This window comes from Robbsia andropogonis (genome assembly GCF_000970345.1).
GTDB classification, from domain to species: domain Bacteria; phylum Pseudomonadota; class Gammaproteobacteria; order Burkholderiales; family Burkholderiaceae; genus Robbsia; species Robbsia andropogonis.
Genome location: NZ_LAQU01000004.1, coordinates 1 through 19609 on the forward strand (window position 1 = coordinate 1; position 19609 = coordinate 19609).

21 protein-coding genes, 2 pseudogenes and 1 other annotated feature are annotated in these 19609 nt (G+C 60.9%); of the genes and pseudogenes, 6 read left to right on the plus strand and 17 right to left on the minus strand.

Going from position 1 to position 19609, the window contains the following annotated elements:
• Positions 1 to 275: 275 nt before the first annotated feature.
• Positions 276 to 492, minus strand: a pseudogene (locus WM40_RS31170) (IS5/IS1182 family transposase); the annotation flags it as partial.
• A gap of 175 nt (positions 493 to 667) precedes the next feature.
• On the opposite strand from WM40_RS31170, the gene WM40_RS29955 reads away from it, so the two are divergent.
• Positions 668 to 814, plus strand: a complete 147-nt coding sequence (locus WM40_RS29955) for a hypothetical protein (protein WP_157685717.1) — start codon at positions 668 to 670, stop codon at positions 812 to 814.
• A 178-nt stretch (positions 815 to 992) separates the two neighbouring features.
• Here WM40_RS29955 and WM40_RS28585 read toward each other — a convergent pair whose 3' ends face one another.
• Positions 993 to 1571, minus strand: coding sequence for an acyloxyacyl hydrolase (locus WM40_RS28585; RefSeq protein WP_157685718.1), 579 nt, complete (start codon positions 1569 to 1571; stop codon positions 993 to 995).
• A gap of 306 nt (positions 1572 to 1877) precedes the next feature.
• Positions 1878 to 2337 (minus strand) — a sequence feature (16S ribosomal RNA rRNA prediction is too short).
• Positions 2338 to 2558: 221 nt separating this feature from the next.
• Positions 2559 to 2783: pseudogene (locus tag WM40_RS28590) on the minus strand (transposase); the annotation flags it as partial.
• A 481-nt stretch (positions 2784 to 3264) separates the two neighbouring features.
• Here WM40_RS28590 and cobT point away from each other — a divergent pair.
• From cobT to WM40_RS05215, 3 genes are read left to right on the plus strand one after another with little or no spacing between them, the layout of a single operon-like run.
• Positions 3265 to 4437: a nicotinate-nucleotide--dimethylbenzimidazole phosphoribosyltransferase gene (gene cobT, locus WM40_RS05205; protein ID WP_081765133.1), complete on the plus strand. Its 1173-nt coding sequence runs from the start codon at positions 3265 to 3267 to the stop codon at positions 4435 to 4437.
• Complete coding sequence (locus WM40_RS05210) at positions 4434 to 5363, plus strand: adenosylcobinamide-GDP ribazoletransferase (protein ID WP_024905129.1); 930 nt, start codon at positions 4434 to 4436, stop codon at positions 5361 to 5363. The genes cobT and WM40_RS05210 overlap by 4 nt, the downstream gene beginning before the upstream one ends.
• Complete coding sequence (locus WM40_RS05215; protein WP_046152354.1) at positions 5348 to 6160, plus strand: histidine phosphatase family protein; 813 nt, start codon at positions 5348 to 5350, stop codon at positions 6158 to 6160. The genes WM40_RS05210 and WM40_RS05215 overlap by 16 nt, the downstream gene beginning before the upstream one ends.
• Before the next feature lie 62 nt (positions 6161 to 6222).
• Here the strand turns inward: WM40_RS05215 and WM40_RS05220 are convergent, their stop codons facing one another.
• Complete coding sequence (locus WM40_RS05220; RefSeq protein WP_024905131.1) at positions 6223 to 7284, minus strand: cobalamin-binding protein; 1062 nt, start codon at positions 7282 to 7284, stop codon at positions 6223 to 6225.
• The gene (locus WM40_RS05225) at positions 7284 to 8036 is read right to left on the minus strand and encodes a bifunctional adenosylcobinamide kinase/adenosylcobinamide-phosphate guanylyltransferase (protein ID WP_024905132.1); all 753 of its coding nucleotides are present in this window, start codon (positions 8034 to 8036) and stop codon (positions 7284 to 7286) included. Before WM40_RS05225 ends, WM40_RS05220 begins: the two co-directional genes overlap by 1 nt.
• A 226-nt stretch (positions 8037 to 8262) precedes the next feature.
• On the opposite strand from WM40_RS05225, the gene WM40_RS05230 reads away from it, so the two are divergent.
• The gene (locus WM40_RS05230; RefSeq protein ID WP_024905133.1) at positions 8263 to 9078 is read left to right on the plus strand and encodes a DUF3658 domain-containing protein; all 816 of its coding nucleotides are present in this window, start codon (positions 8263 to 8265) and stop codon (positions 9076 to 9078) included.
• Positions 9079 to 9117: 39 nt separating this feature from the next.
• Here WM40_RS05230 and lipA read toward each other — a convergent pair whose 3' ends face one another.
• The 3 genes from lipA to WM40_RS05245 all read right to left on the minus strand — a co-directional run bounded on the left by lipA (position 9118) and on the right by WM40_RS05245 (position 11248).
• Positions 9118 to 10155 (minus strand): lipoyl synthase, encoded by a 1038-nt coding sequence (gene lipA, locus WM40_RS05235; RefSeq protein ID WP_236693396.1) that lies wholly within the window; start codon positions 10153 to 10155, stop codon positions 9118 to 9120.
• A 1-nt stretch (position 10156) separates the two neighbouring features.
• Positions 10157 to 10840 (minus strand): lipoyl(octanoyl) transferase LipB, encoded by a 684-nt coding sequence (gene lipB, locus WM40_RS05240; protein WP_046152355.1) that lies wholly within the window; start codon positions 10838 to 10840, stop codon positions 10157 to 10159.
• Between the two features lie 87 nt (positions 10841 to 10927).
• Positions 10928 to 11248 (minus strand): DUF2917 domain-containing protein, encoded by a 321-nt coding sequence (locus WM40_RS05245; protein ID WP_024905135.1) that lies wholly within the window; start codon positions 11246 to 11248, stop codon positions 10928 to 10930.
• A 130-nt stretch (positions 11249 to 11378) separates the two neighbouring features.
• Between WM40_RS05245 and WM40_RS05250 the strand changes: the two genes are divergently transcribed.
• On the plus strand, positions 11379 to 12356 hold the full coding sequence (locus tag WM40_RS05250; protein WP_024905136.1) for a transcriptional regulator GcvA: 978 nt from the start codon (positions 11379 to 11381) through the stop codon (positions 12354 to 12356).
• Here WM40_RS05250 and WM40_RS05255 read toward each other — a convergent pair.
• The 9 genes from WM40_RS05255 to WM40_RS05290 all read right to left on the minus strand — a co-directional run bounded on the left by WM40_RS05255 (position 12340) and on the right by WM40_RS05290 (position 19607).
• A complete protein-coding gene (locus WM40_RS05255; RefSeq protein ID WP_024905137.1) occupies positions 12340 to 12660 on the minus strand; it encodes a YbeD family protein in 321 nt (106 codons plus the stop codon). The two genes, WM40_RS05250 and WM40_RS05255, sit on opposite strands and share 17 nt — an antisense overlap.
• A 67-nt stretch (positions 12661 to 12727) precedes the next feature.
• Complete coding sequence (locus WM40_RS05260) at positions 12728 to 13915, minus strand: D-alanyl-D-alanine carboxypeptidase family protein (protein WP_046152356.1); 1188 nt, start codon at positions 13913 to 13915, stop codon at positions 12728 to 12730.
• A 97-nt stretch (positions 13916 to 14012) separates the two neighbouring features.
• Entirely contained in the window at positions 14013 to 14678 is a 666-nt protein-coding gene (locus tag WM40_RS05265) for an alpha/beta hydrolase (protein ID WP_046152357.1), read from the minus strand.
• 51 nt (positions 14679 to 14729) lie between these two features.
• Complete coding sequence (locus WM40_RS05270; RefSeq protein WP_036012373.1) at positions 14730 to 15083, minus strand: (2Fe-2S) ferredoxin domain-containing protein; 354 nt, start codon at positions 15081 to 15083, stop codon at positions 14730 to 14732.
• Between the two features lie 204 nt (positions 15084 to 15287).
• On the minus strand, positions 15288 to 16517 hold the full coding sequence (locus tag WM40_RS05275) for a VanZ family protein (protein WP_046152433.1): 1230 nt from the start codon (positions 16515 to 16517) through the stop codon (positions 15288 to 15290).
• 123 nt (positions 16518 to 16640) lie between these two features.
• Positions 16641 to 16778 carry a hypothetical protein gene (locus WM40_RS31175; protein WP_236693397.1) on the minus strand — a complete coding sequence of 46 codons (138 nt, stop codon included), beginning with the start codon at positions 16776 to 16778 and terminating at the stop codon, positions 16641 to 16643.
• 13 nt (positions 16779 to 16791) lie between these two features.
• A complete protein-coding gene (locus tag WM40_RS05280; protein WP_052738175.1) occupies positions 16792 to 17439 on the minus strand; it encodes an ABC-type transport auxiliary lipoprotein family protein in 648 nt (215 codons plus the stop codon).
• Positions 17436 to 18719, minus strand: coding sequence for an MlaD family protein (locus tag WM40_RS30870; RefSeq protein ID WP_052738176.1), 1284 nt, complete (start codon positions 18717 to 18719; stop codon positions 17436 to 17438). Before WM40_RS30870 ends, WM40_RS05280 begins: the two co-directional genes overlap by 4 nt.
• A gap of 30 nt (positions 18720 to 18749) precedes the next feature.
• A complete protein-coding gene (locus WM40_RS05290; protein ID WP_046152358.1) occupies positions 18750 to 19607 on the minus strand; it encodes an ABC transporter ATP-binding protein in 858 nt (285 codons plus the stop codon).
• Positions 19608 to 19609: the final 2 nt, after the last annotated feature.

Consider the following 19609-nt stretch of genomic DNA (forward strand, 5'->3'; position numbering starts at 1 on the left):
TACACACCGCTCAACCACCCAGCCTCAGCACCTGCAGACCAAGCCTACCCACACCAGCAACAAGAAAGGACCCTTCAAATCAAGTACCTTCTCTCACCACCGCCCCACCACCACAACAAACGCTTCGCCTTGTCTGCAGCGGGGAGCCGAATAATAGGACACACCCAGCAAACCTGCAAGTACTTTTGCGTTTTTTGTGAAATTGAGCGGGTAGACCAACCACAGCCAAAGACGACGCGCATGTACTAATAAAGCGAGGCACGTAAAGCCTAACCGGACAGGTCAAACGCATGCGGCAAATACAGCGCCGGCGATCAAACACGAGGAACGCGCTGGCCTGCCGCGCTGCGAAGCTCGGGCTCATATCACGCCGTGCAGTCGCTCCCAATCAATCAGCTCACTGAGATTCACCTGCGCACGCTTCAAGTTGATCTGTTCGCGCAGCGGTTGCCGGAAGAAATCTGCTTCCGGCGAAGCTTTCTTCGGGCATATTCAAAATTCGTCAGAATTTGCAGGGCTCCATGCGTGATATGCCTGCTCCTTACCACTCCCTCAACCCCGATACCATGCCAAAGCCTTATCTCATGCGACTCTACGAGTTGTTCAGGGTCGACGATTCAAGGAGCCTAGACGTGCGGCCCAGTCCAAGCGCTATTTGCGGACACAGATGACCGACGGCATCCATCCGGTGCGGCCGTTCAGCTATGCGCCGGGGCGAGGCACTGCGCGCGGCGTAGCGCTATGGTCAAGCCCACGCAAGGGCGCTGCCTTGATGAGTGATGGCTACGCCCGTATAACACTACTCGATCATTGAGACGTGCAAGGCCAACGGCATTGACGCGTACAGCGATCTGGTTGTGCTGTTCAAGGCGCAGCCCTATGCGGCAAGTGCCGCTGACTATGTATGAGCAACTGCTACCGCGGTGCCTTGAAAATCCGACGCAAGAACCGGCGGCTCGACGCTGTAGACGTCCGTCACGGATCGCTTACTCTTAAAACTTGAACGACGCCCCTACCGAATACATATTCCAGCCTGGATTATTTCGTGTAAAACCTAAATTTGAAGCATGCTGCGCCCTGACAAAGACGCTAAGTTGCTTATGCAAGGCCAATGATAATTCAGCTGTTTCCAAAAAATTTAAATAACTTCCTTGATAAACATCAGATCTAACTTGCTTATTGCTTAATACTGCGGCACCTAAGCCAATTTTAAAAACCAACCTATCATTAAAGAAATGAAAATTAATTAGCGGATTAATTCCTGTCACCACAAAACTTCCATTCCTCCTGAAAACCGTATGCACATAACTTGCCCCACTGACTGTGATGTTATCCCGTACCGACCAAACAGAACGCTCAATCCCAATACTTAGCGAACGTGTTTGTGGAGAATTTTTAAATACCAGTAAATTAGGAACACCGCCTTTCTCTCCGCTCCCACCTCCTAAGCTCAACGTATACAAATATCGCTCTCGATCTAATTCCATAGCTTGCGTCGCTGTAGAAAAAACGAGCGCACTTATAAAAGATGGAGTCACCAGATAAAATTTCGTGTAACGCTTGAAATCCATAAACATTCACCTCATTGCACAACCTTATTTCTTACACTCAAGCCATTGGTCGAAAATCATTGCTTAACACAATCGCTCTCAACGACCCATTCACCGCTTCTTGATTTCTTGGCGCCCTTATACCCTTCGTCGACTTTCTGTTCCCCATTTTCTGATGGAGGTGGACGGGATCGAACCAACGACCCCCGCCCTATCAAGACAGCGCTCTAACCGACTGAGCTACAGACCCTACAGCCTGTCGTATGACAGCCGATAAGCGTGAGCGCTTTAGCAACTTATGCTTCAAGCTCGAGAAAGGAGGTGATCCAGCCGCACCTTCCGATACGGCTACCTTGTTACGACTTCACCCCAGTCACGAATCCCACCGTGGTAAGCGCCCTCCTTGCGGTTAAGCTACCTACTTCTGGTGAAACCCGCTCCCATGGTGTGACGGGCGGTGTGTACAAGACCCGGGAACGTATTCACCGCGGCATGCTGATCCGCGATTACTAGCGATTCCAACTTCATGCACTCGAGTTGCAGGGTGTCAACAAGGGTTGCGCTCGTTGCGGGACTTAACCCAACATCTCACGACACGAGCTGACGACAGCCATGCAGCACCTGTGTATCGGTTCTCTTTCGAGCACCCCCTGATCTCTCAAGGGTTCCGACCATGTCAAGGGTAGGTAAGGTTTTTCGCGTTGCATCGAATTAATCCACATCATCCACCGCTTGTGCGGGTCCCCGTCAATTCCTTTGAGTTTTAATCTTGCGACCGTACTCCCCAGGCGGCCAACTTCACGCGTTAGCTACGTTACTAAGGAAATGAATCCCTAACAACTAGGGATGGTCTGAACAAAGCACTTTCGAGCGTGCATGGGCAAGTCTCAGATGATTCTCGGCTTGCTTATTCGTCGAGTTGGTTTCGAACAGAGCAATCTGACGGTTCTTTGGCTGCGCTTTTTGTTGCAATGTCGCTTGTTTGCACCTCGATCCAGCGCATCTTGCTCACACCTTTATTAATTTGCGACGCGTCATCCACAAGTTGGACAGAGCAAACAAAGTCGCGAGCTGCGCGGTGTTTTTCTTCAAGCCACGGTAGCGCACGTTGACAAACCCGAACTGCTGTTTGATCAGCCGGAACGGATGCTCAAATTTCGCTCGGATACTTGCCTTGGTACGTTTCCCGAACTGTGAAATAAAATTTGCACGGACACCCACTTTGCCTTTTGGATACGCCCCCTCCAGACCGCCCATTTCGCGCGGACGCGACGTCGGCAATGCCGAAACGTTCATCTTCTGCATCCCCCGGAAACACCGTTGGCGAACGGGCAAGATTGAGGGCACACCATCTCGCCCTACACCTGCGCTTCACCCATGAATGCCAATCCAACGACTGTAATCGATATCTATCTTTCATCGCTTGTCTTTAGGCAGGAGGAGACCAACGAGTATTTGCCGGATCACGCAAGACCCGGTGAAGGGCTTGATACAGAGGCGCACATTTCATTTCGCCCGGCATTCCGGCACACCTCGTTCCAGATCGGACACAAATGCCTATGAGAGAATCACGTTTCCGCCGACCTGGTTCTGGACATGTCCGCTGTGGTACGCCCCTCCCGGGCCCCATACATTGCATGTCGGATTTGCGCGCCACATAATGCGTTGCGTGAGCCGCACTGGCCAATATCGACATCTGACGAACCGCACATTTATGTCCAAAGCATTGCCAGCCATACCAACGCCTCCGATAACGGGTTCTTCCGTGCCCGTCGTCTCGCGGGCGTTTCCATTCGTGCAACTGCCAAGGGTAGCAAGCGTGGATAAGAGCAGGGGTCCGGCGGTGCAATCGCTTATCGATAACAAAACAAAACCACTGGGAAGTCTCGGCGCCCTGGAAACCTTGGCGTTGCAGATCGCCTTGATACAACGTAGCGACACCCCCCGCATCCTGTGCCCGACCCTCGTGGTATTCGCCGGAGACCATGGCGTCACCGCTCAGGGCGTGAGTCCATTTCCACAGTCGGTAACCGCGCAGATGGTGGCCAATTTCGTCGCCGGAGGTGCAGCGATCAACGCGTTCTGTAGCGCGTCGGATATGCATTGCGCGATCGTCGACGTGGGCATTGCCAATCCATTGCCAAAAGATCTCGATCTCGAAGCGGCGCCGGCAAGATCATTACTGACTCGTGACGCGGTGGCCGCTGGAACAGCGGATTTCTCTCGCGAACCGGCAATGTCCGTGCCGCAATTGCAGCACGCCATGGAAGCAGGTGCCCGTGCGGTCGAAAAACAGGTGGCACGAGGTTGCAACACGATCGGCTTCGGGGAAATAGGGATTGGCAACACATCAGCCGCCGCGTGCTTGATGCATCGCTTTACCGGTGAGCCAATTGCCGATTGCGTCGGACGTGGCACGGGACTGGACGATACCGGTTTGGCCCGCAAGCGCGACGTGCTGACTGCCGCCCTGGCGCTACATGGCCCGGTGCTCGATAGCATCGTCGATCCGATTGAGCGGGCGCAACAGACCCTGGCAACGTTCGGTGGATTCGAGATTGCGGCGATGACGGGCGCCTTCCTTGCCGCGGCGGCAAAGGGGATGACGATTCTCGTCGACGGTTTCGTCGTCTCGTCCGCTTTGCTGGCCGCCTGCGCGCTCGTTCCCGCTACCCGCGATTACTGCGTCTTTTCTCACGAATCCGACGAGAAAGGACACCAGGCAATGCTCGCCTATTTCAACGCGCATCCGCTATTGCGCCTGGGCCTTCGACTCGGCGAGGGGACCGGTGCGGCGCTCGCGCTACCGCTGCTTCGCGCAGCATGCGCCATGCTTTCCGATATGGCGAGTTTTGCATCGGCTAGCGTCGACGGCCGCAACGCATGACGCGCGCGCAAGAGAAACACGATAGCCTCGATTGGCGGGAAGAGGCCCGAACGATCGTCATCGCATTCGGCTACTTCACACGCTTTCCTGTGCCGCACGGCGTCGCGTTCACCGATGCGCGGCTTGCGCGTTCAGCACGCTATTTTCCTGTCGTGGGCGCCGTCGTCGGTGCGCTGGGGGCGTTGACTTTCGGTATTGGCAGTCATGTCCTGCCGCTTTCGGTCGCCGTTCTGCTATCGATAATCGCGACGCTTCTCGCGACCGGCGCGCTACACGAAGACGGGCTGGCCGACTGCTGCGACGCATTCGGCGGCGGTTATCAGCGCACCGACGTGCTGCGCATCCTGAAAGACTCCCGGATCGGCGCGTTCGGTGCCATCGGCTTGATCGTCACGTTGACGCTGAAATGGCAAACGCTGCAGGGTCTCGCCGCCTATGGCTACGGATTCGTCGCAGCGTGGATGATCGTCGCCCATGCCGCCAGCCGCGCGGGAGCCATCGTGTTCACGGCAACACTCGATTACGCCCGGACGCCCAAGGATAAGGGGCAGGATGCCGGGCATGTCGATAGGCGCCCGGCCGACAGCGGAACACCGAGCATCGCGGAGGAGGACGCCACCGGTTCGGCGATCGATGCAAAGGCACGGCCGTTCCAACGCGGCAGTGGCAACGACGTTCGCGCTGAACACGCCACCAGGGCGACCAAGGGCGTCATCATCGCCCTGGTACTAGGCCTGCCTGGCCTGTTTTGGCATGGCATCGCGCTCGGACTCGTACTGATCGGGGCAGGCGCGGTGCTGCATTGGCTGCTGGGACGATGGTGGCTGCGGCGCATCGGCGGTTACACCGGTGATTGCCTAGGACTCGCACAGCAATTGTTCGAAATGGGTATCTATCTGATCGTGCTCGCATGGATCTCGTCCTGATTCGTCATCCGGCAGTCGACGTGCCGTCTGGCGTCTGCTACGGCCAGACCGACGTCGCGCTCCTTCCGCGCTTCCCCGCGGACACGGCCGAATCTCAGCATTCGGTGGTCGGTACGACGGACCTCGCCATCCCGCCGCAAACTGCGACGATAGCCTTGGCCGTCGCGAACATCACAGCCCACCTCCGCGAACGTGGCCTCGTGCATGCTTGTTTCGCGAGCCCATTGCAACGATGCGCAGACGTTGCGCACGCCCTGACCCGGGCATTGCCATCGCCTGGCTTGCACGATCCGCGTGACGATCCACGTCGACAGCAACACGCATCGTTGACGTTCGCTCATCCGCATGAGCACGCCGCGTCGAAAGCACGCCTGCCTGCTTCGCCTGTCATCGAGCCAAGGTTGGCGGAACTCGACTTCGGCCAGTGGGAAATGCAGCGCTGGGACGACATTCCCCGCCATCAGATCGACGCATGGGCAGCCGATATCCTCAATGGCCGGCCACACCACGGTGAAAGCGTGCAAATGCTGGCCGACCGTTGCGGCGCCTGGCTGCGAGAGCTGACCACGACACTCGACAGCGCAAACCATGAAGAAGAGACCGACGAGCCCGCACCACCGCCCTGCCTGCTGCTTATCGGGCATGCCGGCCCCATTCGCGTCTTGACCGCGCTGGCACTCGACCTGCCATTGACCGCCACGCTGCAATGGCCACTCGATTTCGGTGGCGCCGTGACGTTGCGGCATCGCGGTTCGCGCCCGTCACCATCGTGGACCTTACGGCAGTGGGACGGCTAACTGCGGTAAATGTCGAATGCGGCGGCGCAATAAGACGGCCCGCGGGCCGTACCTGACCACCCTCATGGCCCCAGGCGCCGGCGTGCGCGATCCAGGTCTTCGCATAGCAGACGTGCCCCATCGAGCAGGCGCGGTCCGGGTCGACTGATAAGGTCGCCATCGATCGAAAAGAGATTGCCTGCCGCCACCGCAGGCAACAACGGCCAGGCCTGCCATGCAGTCCAGTCCGTTACCATCGCCGTATTTCCGTTCCGCGTCGCGCCTGCCGCCGGCGCGACGATCGCCTGTGGCGCGGCGGCGATCACCGCCTCGGCTGACACAGTCGGCGCCACGCCAGGGAGATCTGCAAATACGTTACGGCCCCCACAAAGTGCAATGACATCGCTTGTAATCTGCCGCCCACTCAATGTCATCAACGGGTGCGTCCAGACTTGATAAAACACGCTGATCCGGGAACGCCGCGCGTAGCGTTCCCGCAATGCCGCAAAACCCGTTTCCAACCGCGCCGCCTCCTGGTTCGCGGTCGAAGCGGTGCCGAGTAGCGCGCCTAAGCGTCGCAGCGAAGTGCCGATATCGTCGACATGCCTCGGCTCACTGACGAAAACCGGAATGCCTAGCGCGGTCAAGGCATCCAATTGCCGATCGGCATTGCCATAGCGCCAAGCCACGATGAGATCCGGATGCAGCGCGGCAATACGCTCGATGTCAATCGATGCGTAGCCCCCTACGCGCGGCAACGTCCGCGCTGCGGGCGGATAGTCGCTGTAATTGACGGCGCCGACCAGCCACGCGCCCCCGCCGGCTGCATAGACCAATTCCGTGACATGGGGGGCAAGACTGACGATCCGTCGCGCCGGCCTTCGCAAACTGACAAGGCGACCGGCGTCGTCGCGCGTGCACCAAGGACTTGCCACGGCGCTGCACGACGCATCGTTGTCTTCCGCGCGATAGCCTGCGCCATCGGCACGGGCGCCGGGATGTTGCGCGAACGAAGCGACCGGGCAGAACCCCATCGCGCCAGACAGCAATGCGGCCAGCCAAAGACGGACGCATCGACGCCCGATATGCGGCATCGGCCTATCGTCCTTTCCCGCGACACACGCCTCACCGTCAGTTGGCTTCATCAAACGCCCAGCCGTGAAGCGGCAATGCCGCCCTTCAAATCCAATGGCAACCCCGCGACCGTCAACACCACACGATCACTCGCCGCGGCAACACGCTGGTTCAATCGCCCTAGTTCATCGACGAACAATCGTGTGACCGCCCCCATCGGCACCACACCCAGTCCGATTTCGTTGCTGACCAACACGACTCGACTCCGGCTTTGCGCCAAGGCCACATCGAAATCCGATAGCCGTGCCTGCCAGTCCTCGCGGGGCGCATCCGCGTCCATCGGGCACAGCAATCGCGTCAGCCACAACGTCAGACAATCGATCAGCACGATGCCCTCCCCCTCGGCATCCGCGGAACGTAGCGCGCCTGCAAGGTCGTGATCCGCTTCAATCAGCCCCCATGCGGCCGGCCTGCGCGCGCGATGCAACGCAATCCGTCCCGCGAATGCAATGTCACCGGGGACGCAAGCCGATGTTGCAATATACGTAATGGTCGGGGCGACGCTCCCGTTAACATGAGAATCGCTGGCGTCGGATGCGACCGCATGCGCGGCGTCAGCGCGGGCAGGCGCCGCCGTTGGCGACGTGACTGAGCGCGTCGCCAATGCTGCGGCCCATTCCTCGGCAAAGCGGCTCTTTCCCGAACGGGCCCCCCCCAGGACAAATGTTAACCGCGGCGCACGCGCCGTGGCATCGTCACTACGCGCATCACTGTCACGCGCCGCGCCGCCGCTGGACACTTCGGAAACCGGATTGACGGACATGGCGTATCCTTTTTTCTAGATGTCGAGCACTCTAGCATTGGCAAGACCGGACCGGCCGGCATGGTCCGATTCCGTACGATCGCCTAGACTATAACAACGCCATCGGCGGGCGAGTGTAGGGCGATGCGGCGTAGCGATGCAGAGGCGTCGTTACGCCATCTGGCCGACCTCACGGACAGACGACAAGGCGTACGACACGTAATGCAGGCCAGGCAGGAAGGAAGCAATGGTGTTCACACATGTAGTCAATGGCGACCGCGCCGCCACGTTGCTCGACGAGGCACTCGCGCTGCCGGCCAATGCCGCGCGTCGCGGCGATCCAGTGGTCGTGCTGCACGACGACCTGACAGTCGGACCGCTGCGACACATAGACGAGAGCGCGGAAGCGCGCGTGGGTTTCTGGCAACGCGTGCTGGGCGCAGGTGAGCGCGGCATGTCACAAACGATTACTGATGCATTTGCGATCAATGACCATACCCTGAAGACGCTGACCGTCGACAATGAGGGGGAGGTTGTCTTTTGGCATACCCGACATGCGGCAGACCAGTTGCTGCTGCGCCGCCTTGCTTATCGGCTGCGCAACATGCCGCAACGGTTGAACGAAATCGCCATCCAAAGCGATCGTCCCATCGGCGAGCTCGACGCACGGCACCCCGGCTACGATAGGGCCGCGCATGCCGCATCACTCGCCGCGGTCAGTGATGGCTTGCACGCCATCGCGCCCATTTCAATACTCCGCATCAGCCGGCTTGCCCTGGAATGGCAGGAGTTGAAACAGCTCGATAACGATGTTCGCCGTTTACGCACGAATACCTTCGCAAGCGGTACGTTTGCCGAGATCGATGCCGCCGCATTGGAGTACGCCACCACCGAATGGATGCCATATCTGGAATTGGCGGCACGTCTGCGTCAGCATGCGGATACCGCGGTCAGCGATGCGATTGTCGGGTGGCGCTGTCGCGAACTGGCTGCCACGGGACGCCTTGCGCTGGATGACGATCCCGTCCTCGTCAAGGAAACACGGGTCCGCCGCCGCGGCTAGACGGCGACGGACCCGTGATCGCTTGATCCGTTCAGTTGGTCAGAATACCAGGCCGGCTTCGTGGGCCTGTACATCGGCGTGATAACTTGAACGCACCATTGCGCCGACTGCCGCGTGGGTGAAGCCCATTTCGTAAGCAGCCGTCTCATAACGCTTGAATGTGTCCGGATGGACATATTCACGAACCGGTAGATGGTGCTCCGACGGCTGCAAATACTGGCCGATCGTCAACATGTCGACGTTATGCTCGCGCATGTCGCGCATGACCTGCAGGATCTCTTCCTCGGTTTCCCCGAGGCCGACCATCAGGCCCGACTTTGTTTGTACTTCCGGATGCAGCGCCTTGAAATCCTTCAACAGCTTCAGTGAGTGCGCGTAGTCGGAACCGGGGCGCGCTTCCTTGTAGAGACGCGGCACCGTTTCAAGGTTGTGATTCATCACATCCGGCGGTGCGGCATTCAGGATGCCCAAAGCCCGATCCAGGCGACCGCGGAAGTCCGGCGTCAAGATCTCGATCCGTGTCGCCGGTGACAACGCCCGCGTACGTTCGATGCACTCGACGAAGTGTGCGGCCCCGCCATCACGCAGGTCATCTCGGTCGACGCTGGTGATGACGACGTAACGCAACTTCAGCGCCGCGATGGTCCGCGCCAGGTTCTCCGGTTCCTTGGTATCGAGCGGGTCGGGTCGGCCATGACCGACATCGCAGAAAGGACAACGCCGCGTACACTTGTCGCCCATGATCATGAAGGTGGCCGTACCCTTGCCGAAGCATTCGCCGATATTCGGACAGCTTGCTTCTTCACAGACCGTATGCAATTGGTGCTCGCGCAAGATCTGCTTGATCTCGTTGAAGCGCGAACTCCCTGTGGCCGCTTTCACACGGATCCACTCGGGTTTTTTCAGCTTTTCGATCGGGATGACCTTGATCGGAATCCGCGACGTCTTCGCCTGGGCCTTCTGTTTCTGCGTGGCATCGTAAACCGGCGTGGTAACGGCATCCGTCCCAACGCCTGCGGTGTTGCCATTCGACACCGCGGCCGGCACTGTTTCAGCGCCGTTCTGTACTATGCTCATCTCAAAGATTCCGTTCGGGGAGATTCGCCGCCAGTCGGTCGGCCAGCCGCGCCGCCACCTCGCGCCATTCGGCTTGCACGCCCGCGCTGGCCATATCGGTGGTCTTCAGTCCGGCGTATCCGCACGGATTGATATCGTCGAATGGACGTAAATCCATCCCGACATTCAGACTGACCCCATGGTAGCTGCACCCCTGGCGGATCTTCAGCCCGAGTGCGGCGATTTTCGCGCCCGCCAACGTCCCGTCCACCAAGTAGATACCCGGCGCGCCCGGATGGCGTTCACCAGCCAGATTATACGCCGCCAGCGTGTCGATGACGGCCTGCTCGATCCGACGCACGTACTCCTTGACCATCAGACCCCTGCGCCGCAGGTCGATCAGCAAATACGCCACCACCTGACCCGGCCCGTGATACGTGATTTGTCCGCCCCGATCGGTCTTGACCAATGGAATGGCGGCATCCCGACGCAGCAGGTGCCCTGGATCTCCGGCGAGACCCAGTGTATAGACAGGCGGATGGGAAACCAGCCATAGCTCGTCGGCAGTGTCAGCCGCACGGGTATCGGTGAACACGCGCATGGCGTCGAAACACGCGGCATAATCGCGTTCGCCGCACCACTTCACGGCGATACCGTTGCTTATTTGCACCGCAAGATCAAGAGAAACAGGAAGCGTCGTCGTCATGGCGCAAGTGTACTGGAATTCGAAAACCCGGCGCCGCTGTACAGTATTGCGCCTCGCCGAAGCTGCCCCGCCATGACGAATCGCGCCTTACATCACACGGCTTGGCGCAGTATGGGGCGATAACAGGCCTTGCAGACGCTGACGCCACCGGGGGTCCGCGCTGTCGCTCGACAGCGATACGCACGCGTCACGATCTCCATCGACACCCACCCACAGCCGGTCACCCGGTGCAACCTGCAGCGTGAGCCCTTGGTCCAGCCAGTAATCCGCGGGATCGCCTTCCCGTGTGACCCATATACGACCCGCACGTGCCGCGACGCGGCCCCGCGTGCCAACTTCCCACAGCTGCGTCTGCCCCGCCGGAACGGCGAAAAGGGTCTGAACCGCGAGCTTCTTCAAGGTATTCATCACTACGCCTCATTTTGCCTGGTACATCGCGCCAGCACTTTCCCTGGCTTGACTGTCCTTGCATAATAAGAATTGTCTGATGTAAGGAAAAACGATAAATTCAGCCACATCATGTGAGGAATTTTCACCGTTGGATGCTCATCGCCTGCCGAACCTGACGACACTGCGTGCTTTCGAAGCCGCGGCGCGGCATCAGAGCTTTTCAAAAGCCGCTGATGAGTTGTATGTAACCCACGGCGCGGTCAGTCATCAGATCCGCGGCTTGGAAGAAGAGTTGCAGACCACGTTGTTTGCACGGACAGGCAAGCGGGTGGTACTCACGGAGGCAGGCGAGCGCTACGCGTTGCAGGTGCGCGACGCGCTACGGACGCTGGTCGAAGCCACCACCAATGTGCGTAACGGTGGTCGCGGGCAACGGCTGGTCGTGAGCGTCTTGCCGTCGCTGGCGTCACGTTGGCTGATGCCGCGCATCGGCCGATTCATCGAACGACACCCGGAAATCGATATCGAAGTGCGTGCCTCGGCCGAATACGCCGATTTCGCACGCGGCGAGGTGGATATCGGCATGCGTCATGGAAAAGGCCCTTATCCGGGGCTGTACACGGAAACGCTTGTCCGCGACGTGTACTTTCCCGCCTGCAGTCCCCTGCTCAAAGGTGGACGCCTGCCGACGAGTCCGCGCGAGATGTTGTCGTATCGGCTGCTGCAATCGTCAGGCGATGAGCCGTGGCGACTTTGGTTCGATGCCGCGGGCCTGAAAGATGTGCCCGAACCGCAACACGGCCCACGCTATATGGATTCGAGTCACTTGCTCGATGCCGCCATCCGCGGCCAGGGGATTGCGCTGGTCCGCTCTTCGCTGGCCGCCGATGATCTGCGCGACGGTCGCCTGGTGCGACTGTTCGACGTGGATGCGAGCGACGGGGCCGAGACGTCGGTGGTATGTCCGCCATCCCTGAAAAGCACTCCCCGCGTGGAGGCATTTCTAACCTGGCTGCGGGAAGAAGTGCATGAGCCGGATAGCACGCCCGCGACGGTGCCCCTCGGCACCGTCGTCGTGCATACCGCCGCTCAAGCACCGCCGCACAAGACTACAGCACGAACTTGACCGTTGGATGCGCTGTGACTGCACGGTAGATATCGTCCAGTTGCGCACGGCTCTGGGCACGGATGATGACCGTCAGGCCGGTGTATTTGCCACTGCTCGAAGGCCGAACCTCGACCTTGGAACGGTCCAGCGTGGCATCGTACTGCTCGACCAGCTTCAAGACGGTTTCCTGGAAGTCCGGTCCGGCCTGGCCCATTACTTTCAGTGGAAAGTCGCAGGGAAAATCAAAGATTTCCTCTTTGCCGTCTTCACTCGCGCTGTCCTTTTGCTGGGCCAGCGGCGTGTTTTTCGATGCATCGCTCATGCGTGTTCTCCGTCCTCCTCGGCGCCCGGCGCGGACCGCGGCACAGCCATGCGCCGCGCCAAGATGACTACTTCTTGCTTTGGAACTTCATCATCAGCATATCCCACATGCGGCCGGCAAAACCGGCCCGCGGCACAGCCGTCAATGCCACCACCGGAAACTGTGTCAGTTCCTTGTCGTCGGCCATGATCTTCACGACACCCACGGGCTGGCCATCGGCGATAGGCGCGACGAGCGGCTGGTCACGCACCAGCACCGGCTTGATCTTGCTCGCCGTGCCGCTGGGAACCGTGATGTATTGATCGCTCTTCACACCAATTTTGACGTCGTTCACCTGCCCCTGCCACACGCGCGCCGTCTCGATCGTCTGGTTTGCCGCATACAGGCGGACGCCTTCGTACGCCTGATAGCCGTAATTCAGCATCTTCAGGCTGTCCGTGACCCGCAGCGCTTCCTTCGGCTCACCCATCATCACCGTGACCAGGCGGCGGTTCGCGCCCGGCACACCCGGCAGTGGACGTTTGGCGGTGGCGATCAGGCAATAGCCGGCCGCTTTCGTATGACCGGTTTTCAGGCCGTCGACCGTCGGGTCCAGCCATAGCAGGCGATTCCGGTTCGGCTGGCGAATGTGGTTATACGTGAATTCCTTCTCGGCGAAGATCGGGTAGTACTCCGGGAAGTCGCGGATCAGGTGCGTGGCTACGATCGCCAGGTCGCCGGCGGACGTGTAGTGGTCCGGATTCGGCATGCCGTTCACATCGGCGAAATGGCTGTGCTTCATGCCGAGCTTGGCCGCTTCCGCATTCATCATGTTGACGAAACCGGCCTGGCTCCCACCAATCAGCTCGGACAGCGCGATGGCGGCGTCATTGCCGGACTGCGTGACCATGCCATGCAACAGGTCGTTCACGGAGACTGGCTTGCCGGCCTCGATGAACATCCGCGATTCATCGGTGCCGACAGTGCGAACCGCTTCACTCGGAAGTACCGTTTGTTCCAGCGTGATCCGCTTGTCTTTCAACGCCTGGAACACGATGTAGGTGGTAAGGAGCTTGGTCAACGACGCCGGTTCGACACGTTCGTCGGCGTTGCTGGAAGCGAGAACCTGGTTGCTGGTGGCATCCACCAGCAACCAGGCGCTGGCTTGTACGGCAGGCGGCGCCACCTGGGCGTGCGCGATGAGCGGCAGCGACGGCATGGCAACGCCAAGTGCCGCGATCACGGCGGCACGGGGAGTAAAAGCGGGGAAACGCATAGAAGAATAGAGGAAGGCTGATTGCAACAGTTAGGAGAGCCGGGCGTAAGCCGCAGGCAAGGCGGCCGCAAGACGGGGATCGAGACGACCGCGGGTATTATACGCGCCAGGATTCGGTGACCAAGCGCTTCACGATATGCAGTTTGCGATGGAAAAAATGGTCTGCCCCAGGAACGACGGTAATCGGTAGTTCCTGCGGACGTGCCCATTCGAATACGTTGGTCAGCGGAATGGTGTCATCCTGCTCGCCATGAATCACGATGGTGTCCTCCCGCACCGAGGGCACGTCCCAGTTGCCAGCGGGCATTCCCACGACCACCAGACGCTGAATGACGAGACCGGGGTCACGCTCGGCCAGCGTCTTTGCCACTGCGCTGGCCACGAAGGCACCGAACGAGAATCCCGCCAGCGCGATCGGCATGGTCGCCGCGGTGTGCGCGGCGGCGGCATCCTTGCCGCCCGCCCGCAGATGTGCGATCAGCGCAAGCAGGTCATCCTGTTCACCGATGCCTTTGTCGTGCGTGCCCTCACTTTCTCCCACGCCGCGGAAATTGAGGCGAGCGGTACGATAACCCAATTGCACAAAGGTGCGCGCGAGTGTGGTGGCAACCTTGTTATCCATCGTTCCTTGGAACAACGGGTGCGGGTGCGCGACGAATGCCAAGCCCCGTGGCACGCCGTCGGCCTGCGTCGCACGGAGGTCCGCCTCCTCCACGGCAATTTCGAGACGGCCGGTGGGACCGTCTATCAGGTAACGTTGCACGCTGTCGCGCCTCCTGCCCTTGTCGATGTTTTCCGCATGTTCTGCCGCTGCTCACGCGCCCGGCAGGTCCACCAGCAGCCGCTCAACAACCTTGCCGCCCACAAGATGCGAATCGATGATCTCATCGATATCGGATTGATCGACATAGGTGTACCACGTGGCCGACGGATAGACGACCAGCACCGGGCCCAATTCACACCTATCGAGGCAGCCGGCCTGGTTGATCCGCACGGCCCCCTCCCCGGCGAGGCCCAGGGACTTGATGCGTTTTTTCGCGTATTGCTGCATCTCGGCCGCGCCGCAACCGGCACAACTCGGACGCGACGCACCGGCATCACGTTGATTCAGACAGAAAAACACGTGATGCTTGTAAAAAGACGGTGCAGCGGAAGGGGATTCGGACATGGTGACCGGACCTGATTGGCAGTGGACGGTTTGCAGGGGGGCGACCCCGATCTTTGCCGGGTCCGCGATAAGCGCCATTATAGCGATCTGGGCGGTGCGCCATGGTGTTCACGGGGATGCCTCGCGGCCTGCACGCCCGCCGTGGCCCACACGCGGCGCGGTGGATGCCCCGACGCCGCGATGCGTCGACGACCCATTTCGCCGTCAATGCGGGCGGCGACGGCGCGCCTGGGCCGATAGCCAGTCGCGTTCGGCGGATGCCGCAAGCCAGAGCAAGGCCGCATAGGGCCAGACACCGGCAAGCCATTGCGCCAGGTCATTCAAATGCCGATATTCGCCTTGCCGCCAGCTCATCTGCACGCCTGGCCAGTACGGATTCAGTGGCAACAGGTTCACCAGCAGCAAGGAAACAAGCAGGGTGGCAGACGCCCATAAGGCACGGCTGCGCAGGCGCTGGCGCAGAAAGAACGGCAAAATCAACGCGCCCGCCAGCAACCCGGTAATCGCGCCGTCGGTCGTCCAGTCGAACCAATTACGCCAGTCGCCGCTCGATTGCACGCCATTCGCAACGGTCTTGACGACCAATGCGCTGATCAACATTCCATAGATCAACCTATAGCGCGGCGCCTGTGCGCGGATCGGCAACGAGGCGAACAATCCTGCGCCGAGTACGCCGAGCGTCGTGATGATCGCTTCCCAGACATGGGAATCGGTCCACGAAGCAAGGGCGTCGGGGAATGCATCGGCGAACGCGCTCAATCCAGGCACGAAATCGAGGATGGCGTCGGTCGTGGCCGGATCGGCAAGATCCCAGATCCGGCGCGGCCAGTCACCAATGCCCAGCAGGAAGGGTTGGGGATACATCTGCGCAAGCGGCCACAGCAGCAGCAAGGCGATGGATTTGCCGGAATGCCGCTCAAACCACTGGAACCGCTTCCTTCGTAACCAGCCGCGATCTAGCAAGGCTCCGACGAACGGCGCCGCGACAACACCGCCAATCAAGGCACCCACGGCGTTCGTCGCGAGGTCGAGGTTCGACGCCACGCGCGTGGGTAGATAGGTCTGCACGGCTTCCATCGCACCGGACAGGATCACGCCCGAGAGCAGCGCCGCCAGCACGGCCGAGGCACCACGCAACCGCGGGTAGACGGCCAGCACGACGAAGACGCCAAGCGGTACATACCCGAGAACGTTCGTGATCAGATCGAACGGGGTGAGCCAGCGGGGGATGGGCGCGCTCAGATAAGCAAATGGACCAACGCCTATATCCGTCCAACCGGTCATCGGGTACAAGCTGCCGTACATCACCAGCGCGACCCACCACGCCAGCGCTTGCCGCGCAAGCGGCGATGCCCGGCGACGCCATGGCTTGTCCGTCTGATGCTCGGGCGGAACGACCGACGACTGCGCATGGGGTGGCTTGCCGTTTCGCACGGATTTGGGCGATCTGGACACAGATGGCGGACGTCGCGACATGCGGCTGGCGTTCTTCTTTTGATCGATACGGAAAGGGGCCTACCAGGCGGCTAGGGAAAGGGGCGGGCGATGCCGGTGACATCACTCGACAGCCCCCCGTTCCGCCAGGTGCGTTTGTAACGCAACGATAACCCAATCGCCGACCGCCGCGGCCACCTTGTCACTCGCATCGGCAATGGCCGCCGCGGCGCCAGCGGCGTTCGGGCTGGGGCAAGGCACACTGACGGTGAATTCACGCTGTGCGACCCAACGGTTCGCGCCCGTCGAACGCGGCGACGCGCCGGTCTTCGCGCCTTGCAGGGCGGCGGCGCTCGGCCAGGGGTGCCCGCAGAGATGCGCGCACGCTGACCACGCCCACCCCCTGGCGGGCTGACGTGAAGCGCTGTGAGAAATCGATCAGTTCGATCCGCAGCAATGGCGCGCGCTCGGGGTCACCGCCTTGCAATACCTCCACGCGTGAGGCCAGACGCGCGCGCAACCGGTCCGTCAACAGTTGCGACGGCGTGCCGGACCAGCGACTGTTCGCGTAGGTACGCGCTTCGCGGATGTCAGCGTAATCCAATCGATAGCGAATCCGGTCGTCATCGAGCGACGCGGAAGCACTCACCGGCATCAACTTCAGCGCGGGAGGATTGGTCGCGAGCACTTGCGGCCGGACCGCCTGCGATGCCGTGGCGTCATCGCCTTGCAGGGTGGATGGCGGCAATGCGGCCGATGGACCCAGGTCATAGCGCACCAGACGATTGCTGACCACCGGCTTGGGCGTCGTCGAGCAGCCCGTCAACACAGTCACCGCGCCGCCCACCATGCACACGAGGCAGAGCATGCGACGCGACATCCGTGCTGCCTCCCCGCCGAAACGCACACTGCTGCCCGTCATTCTCCCTCTCCTTTCGGCGCGATTGCGCGCCATGCCGCTTGCGCGTCACGATCATCCTGGCCTTGGTCGTCGGCCGCCGCACCATGGGTGTCGCTCATGCCACCCGCGTGGCTGGCGGGATTGCCGGAGGCGTCGGGCGCATCCGGCGTATCAGGCGCCTCGGGCGCGTCCGCCACATCGGCACCGGCTGCGCCATGATAGGCGGCATTCGCCCCGCCCACGGGGGCGGTCCCTGCCTTGCCGCGCACTGCCGACGGCCACCCAAAACCGGCCTCACCCGGCCCCGGACTCGGCCTCGGCGTGCCGAACAGCAAGCTGCGCGGATGATCGGCGATCAGGTCCGCGGCGCGGCTTATGCTGCGACTCGCCACGCGGACATTATCCGATAGTGCATCCAGGCGCGGCAGCGTGTCGTAACGAACCTTGGCGGAGATATCCGCGAGCGCGTCGCCGGTGCGCTCCGCCGCCGTGCCGATACGATTCAGGTTCCCGATCAACGGGCCATCCGGACGGTTAAGCGTGATCATCAACCGGTTTGCCGATTGCACGGTCTGGTCCAGATGCGCCATTGTCTCCGGCAATCGCTGCACCACAGGATCAGCATGCACGGCCAGCGCGTCCACGTGCTTTGCGGCGTGGCGGATGCTGGTCATCGTGGCCATGAATTGCTGCCGGGTGTCGTCGTCGGTCCAGCGACCGAGATTGTCACCGATGCGCGCCATCTGCGTCAGCAACGCTTGCCCACGATGCTCCAACTGCTCAAGCAGGCCCGGACGCATGGGAATACGCGCGACCTGGCTTGCCGATGTCGACAACGGACTGCGATCGATGGGCGAGGCGGCCGGGTTTGCTTCCGCGCCGGCGTTCGATGCGGTCGTCGTCGCGCCGACGCCTGACCTGGCGCCTTCGGGAGTGCCCGCCGAGATGTCAGCGTCGGCGCGCTCATCCAATTGGACAAAGGCCAAGCCGGTCACGCCCTGGATACCCAGCGACGCCTCGGTGGCATGCGTGATCGGGGTTTTTGCATCAACCATGATCCGGATATCGATCTCACCGTTCCCGGATGGATCGAAGCCGATCCGCTGCACGCGACCGACCAGCAGGCCGCGATAGCGCACTGGTGCATTGGGGGACAGCCCGGTGACCGCTCCGCGCGTGACGACATCATAGGGGACGCGTTCGCTCGTATCGCGACGCAGCCACAGCAAGGTCGCGACAATCGCCAAGCCAAGCAAGATCGTGAACAGCCCGGTCGCAAACGCGTGCGACTTGTTTTCCATGCCTACTCCACTCTTTGCCTTTCGGCGATATCAGTTCCAGTGTGCGCTATCCGGCAACGTCGCACGTCGTACCGACGGCAAGGCCGCCAACGCGCGACGGCCGCGCTCGCCTAAAAAATATTCCTCGATAAACGGATGGGAGACGCCGGCGACCTCTTCCACGGGTGCCGCGGCAATAACCCGTCGGTCAGCCAGCACGGCGACACGGGTGGACAGTGAGACCATCGTGTCGAGATCGTGCGTGATCATGACGACGGTCAGTCCCAAGGCGCGATGCAGACTCGCGATCAGGTCGACGAAATCATCGGCCGCATTCGGATCGAGACCCGCGGTAGGTTCATCGAGACAAAGCAATTCCGGCTCCAGGGCAAGCGCCCTGGCGATACCCACACGCTTGATCATGCCGCCGGACAGTTCCGCCGGGAGCTTGTTGGCGTGGCGAAACGACAGTCCGACCATTTCCAATTTCAACATGACGATGTCGCGCAGGAGATCGTCCGGGATACGGCCGAATTCACGGATCGGTTGCGCGACATTGTCAAACACACTCATCGACGAGAACAACGCGCCGCGCTGAAACAGCATGCCCGACCGATTGCGCATCATCCGGGTACCCAACGTGGGCCGCGCGGGATCGTCACCGAAGACGCGCACCGTGCCAGCGGTGGGCGCCTCCAATCCCAGCATCTGTCGCACCAATGTCGTCTTACCCGCGCCGGACCCTCCAACCAGCGACACGATTTCACCCCGGTACACGGTCAGATTCACGTGATTGTGGATCACGGTGTCACCAAAGCGCGTACACAGATCGCGAATCTCGATCACCGGCTCGCCCACCGGCGGCGGCGGCGCGGATCGCGCGGCGGCTTCAAAGGCACTGCGGGTCATAT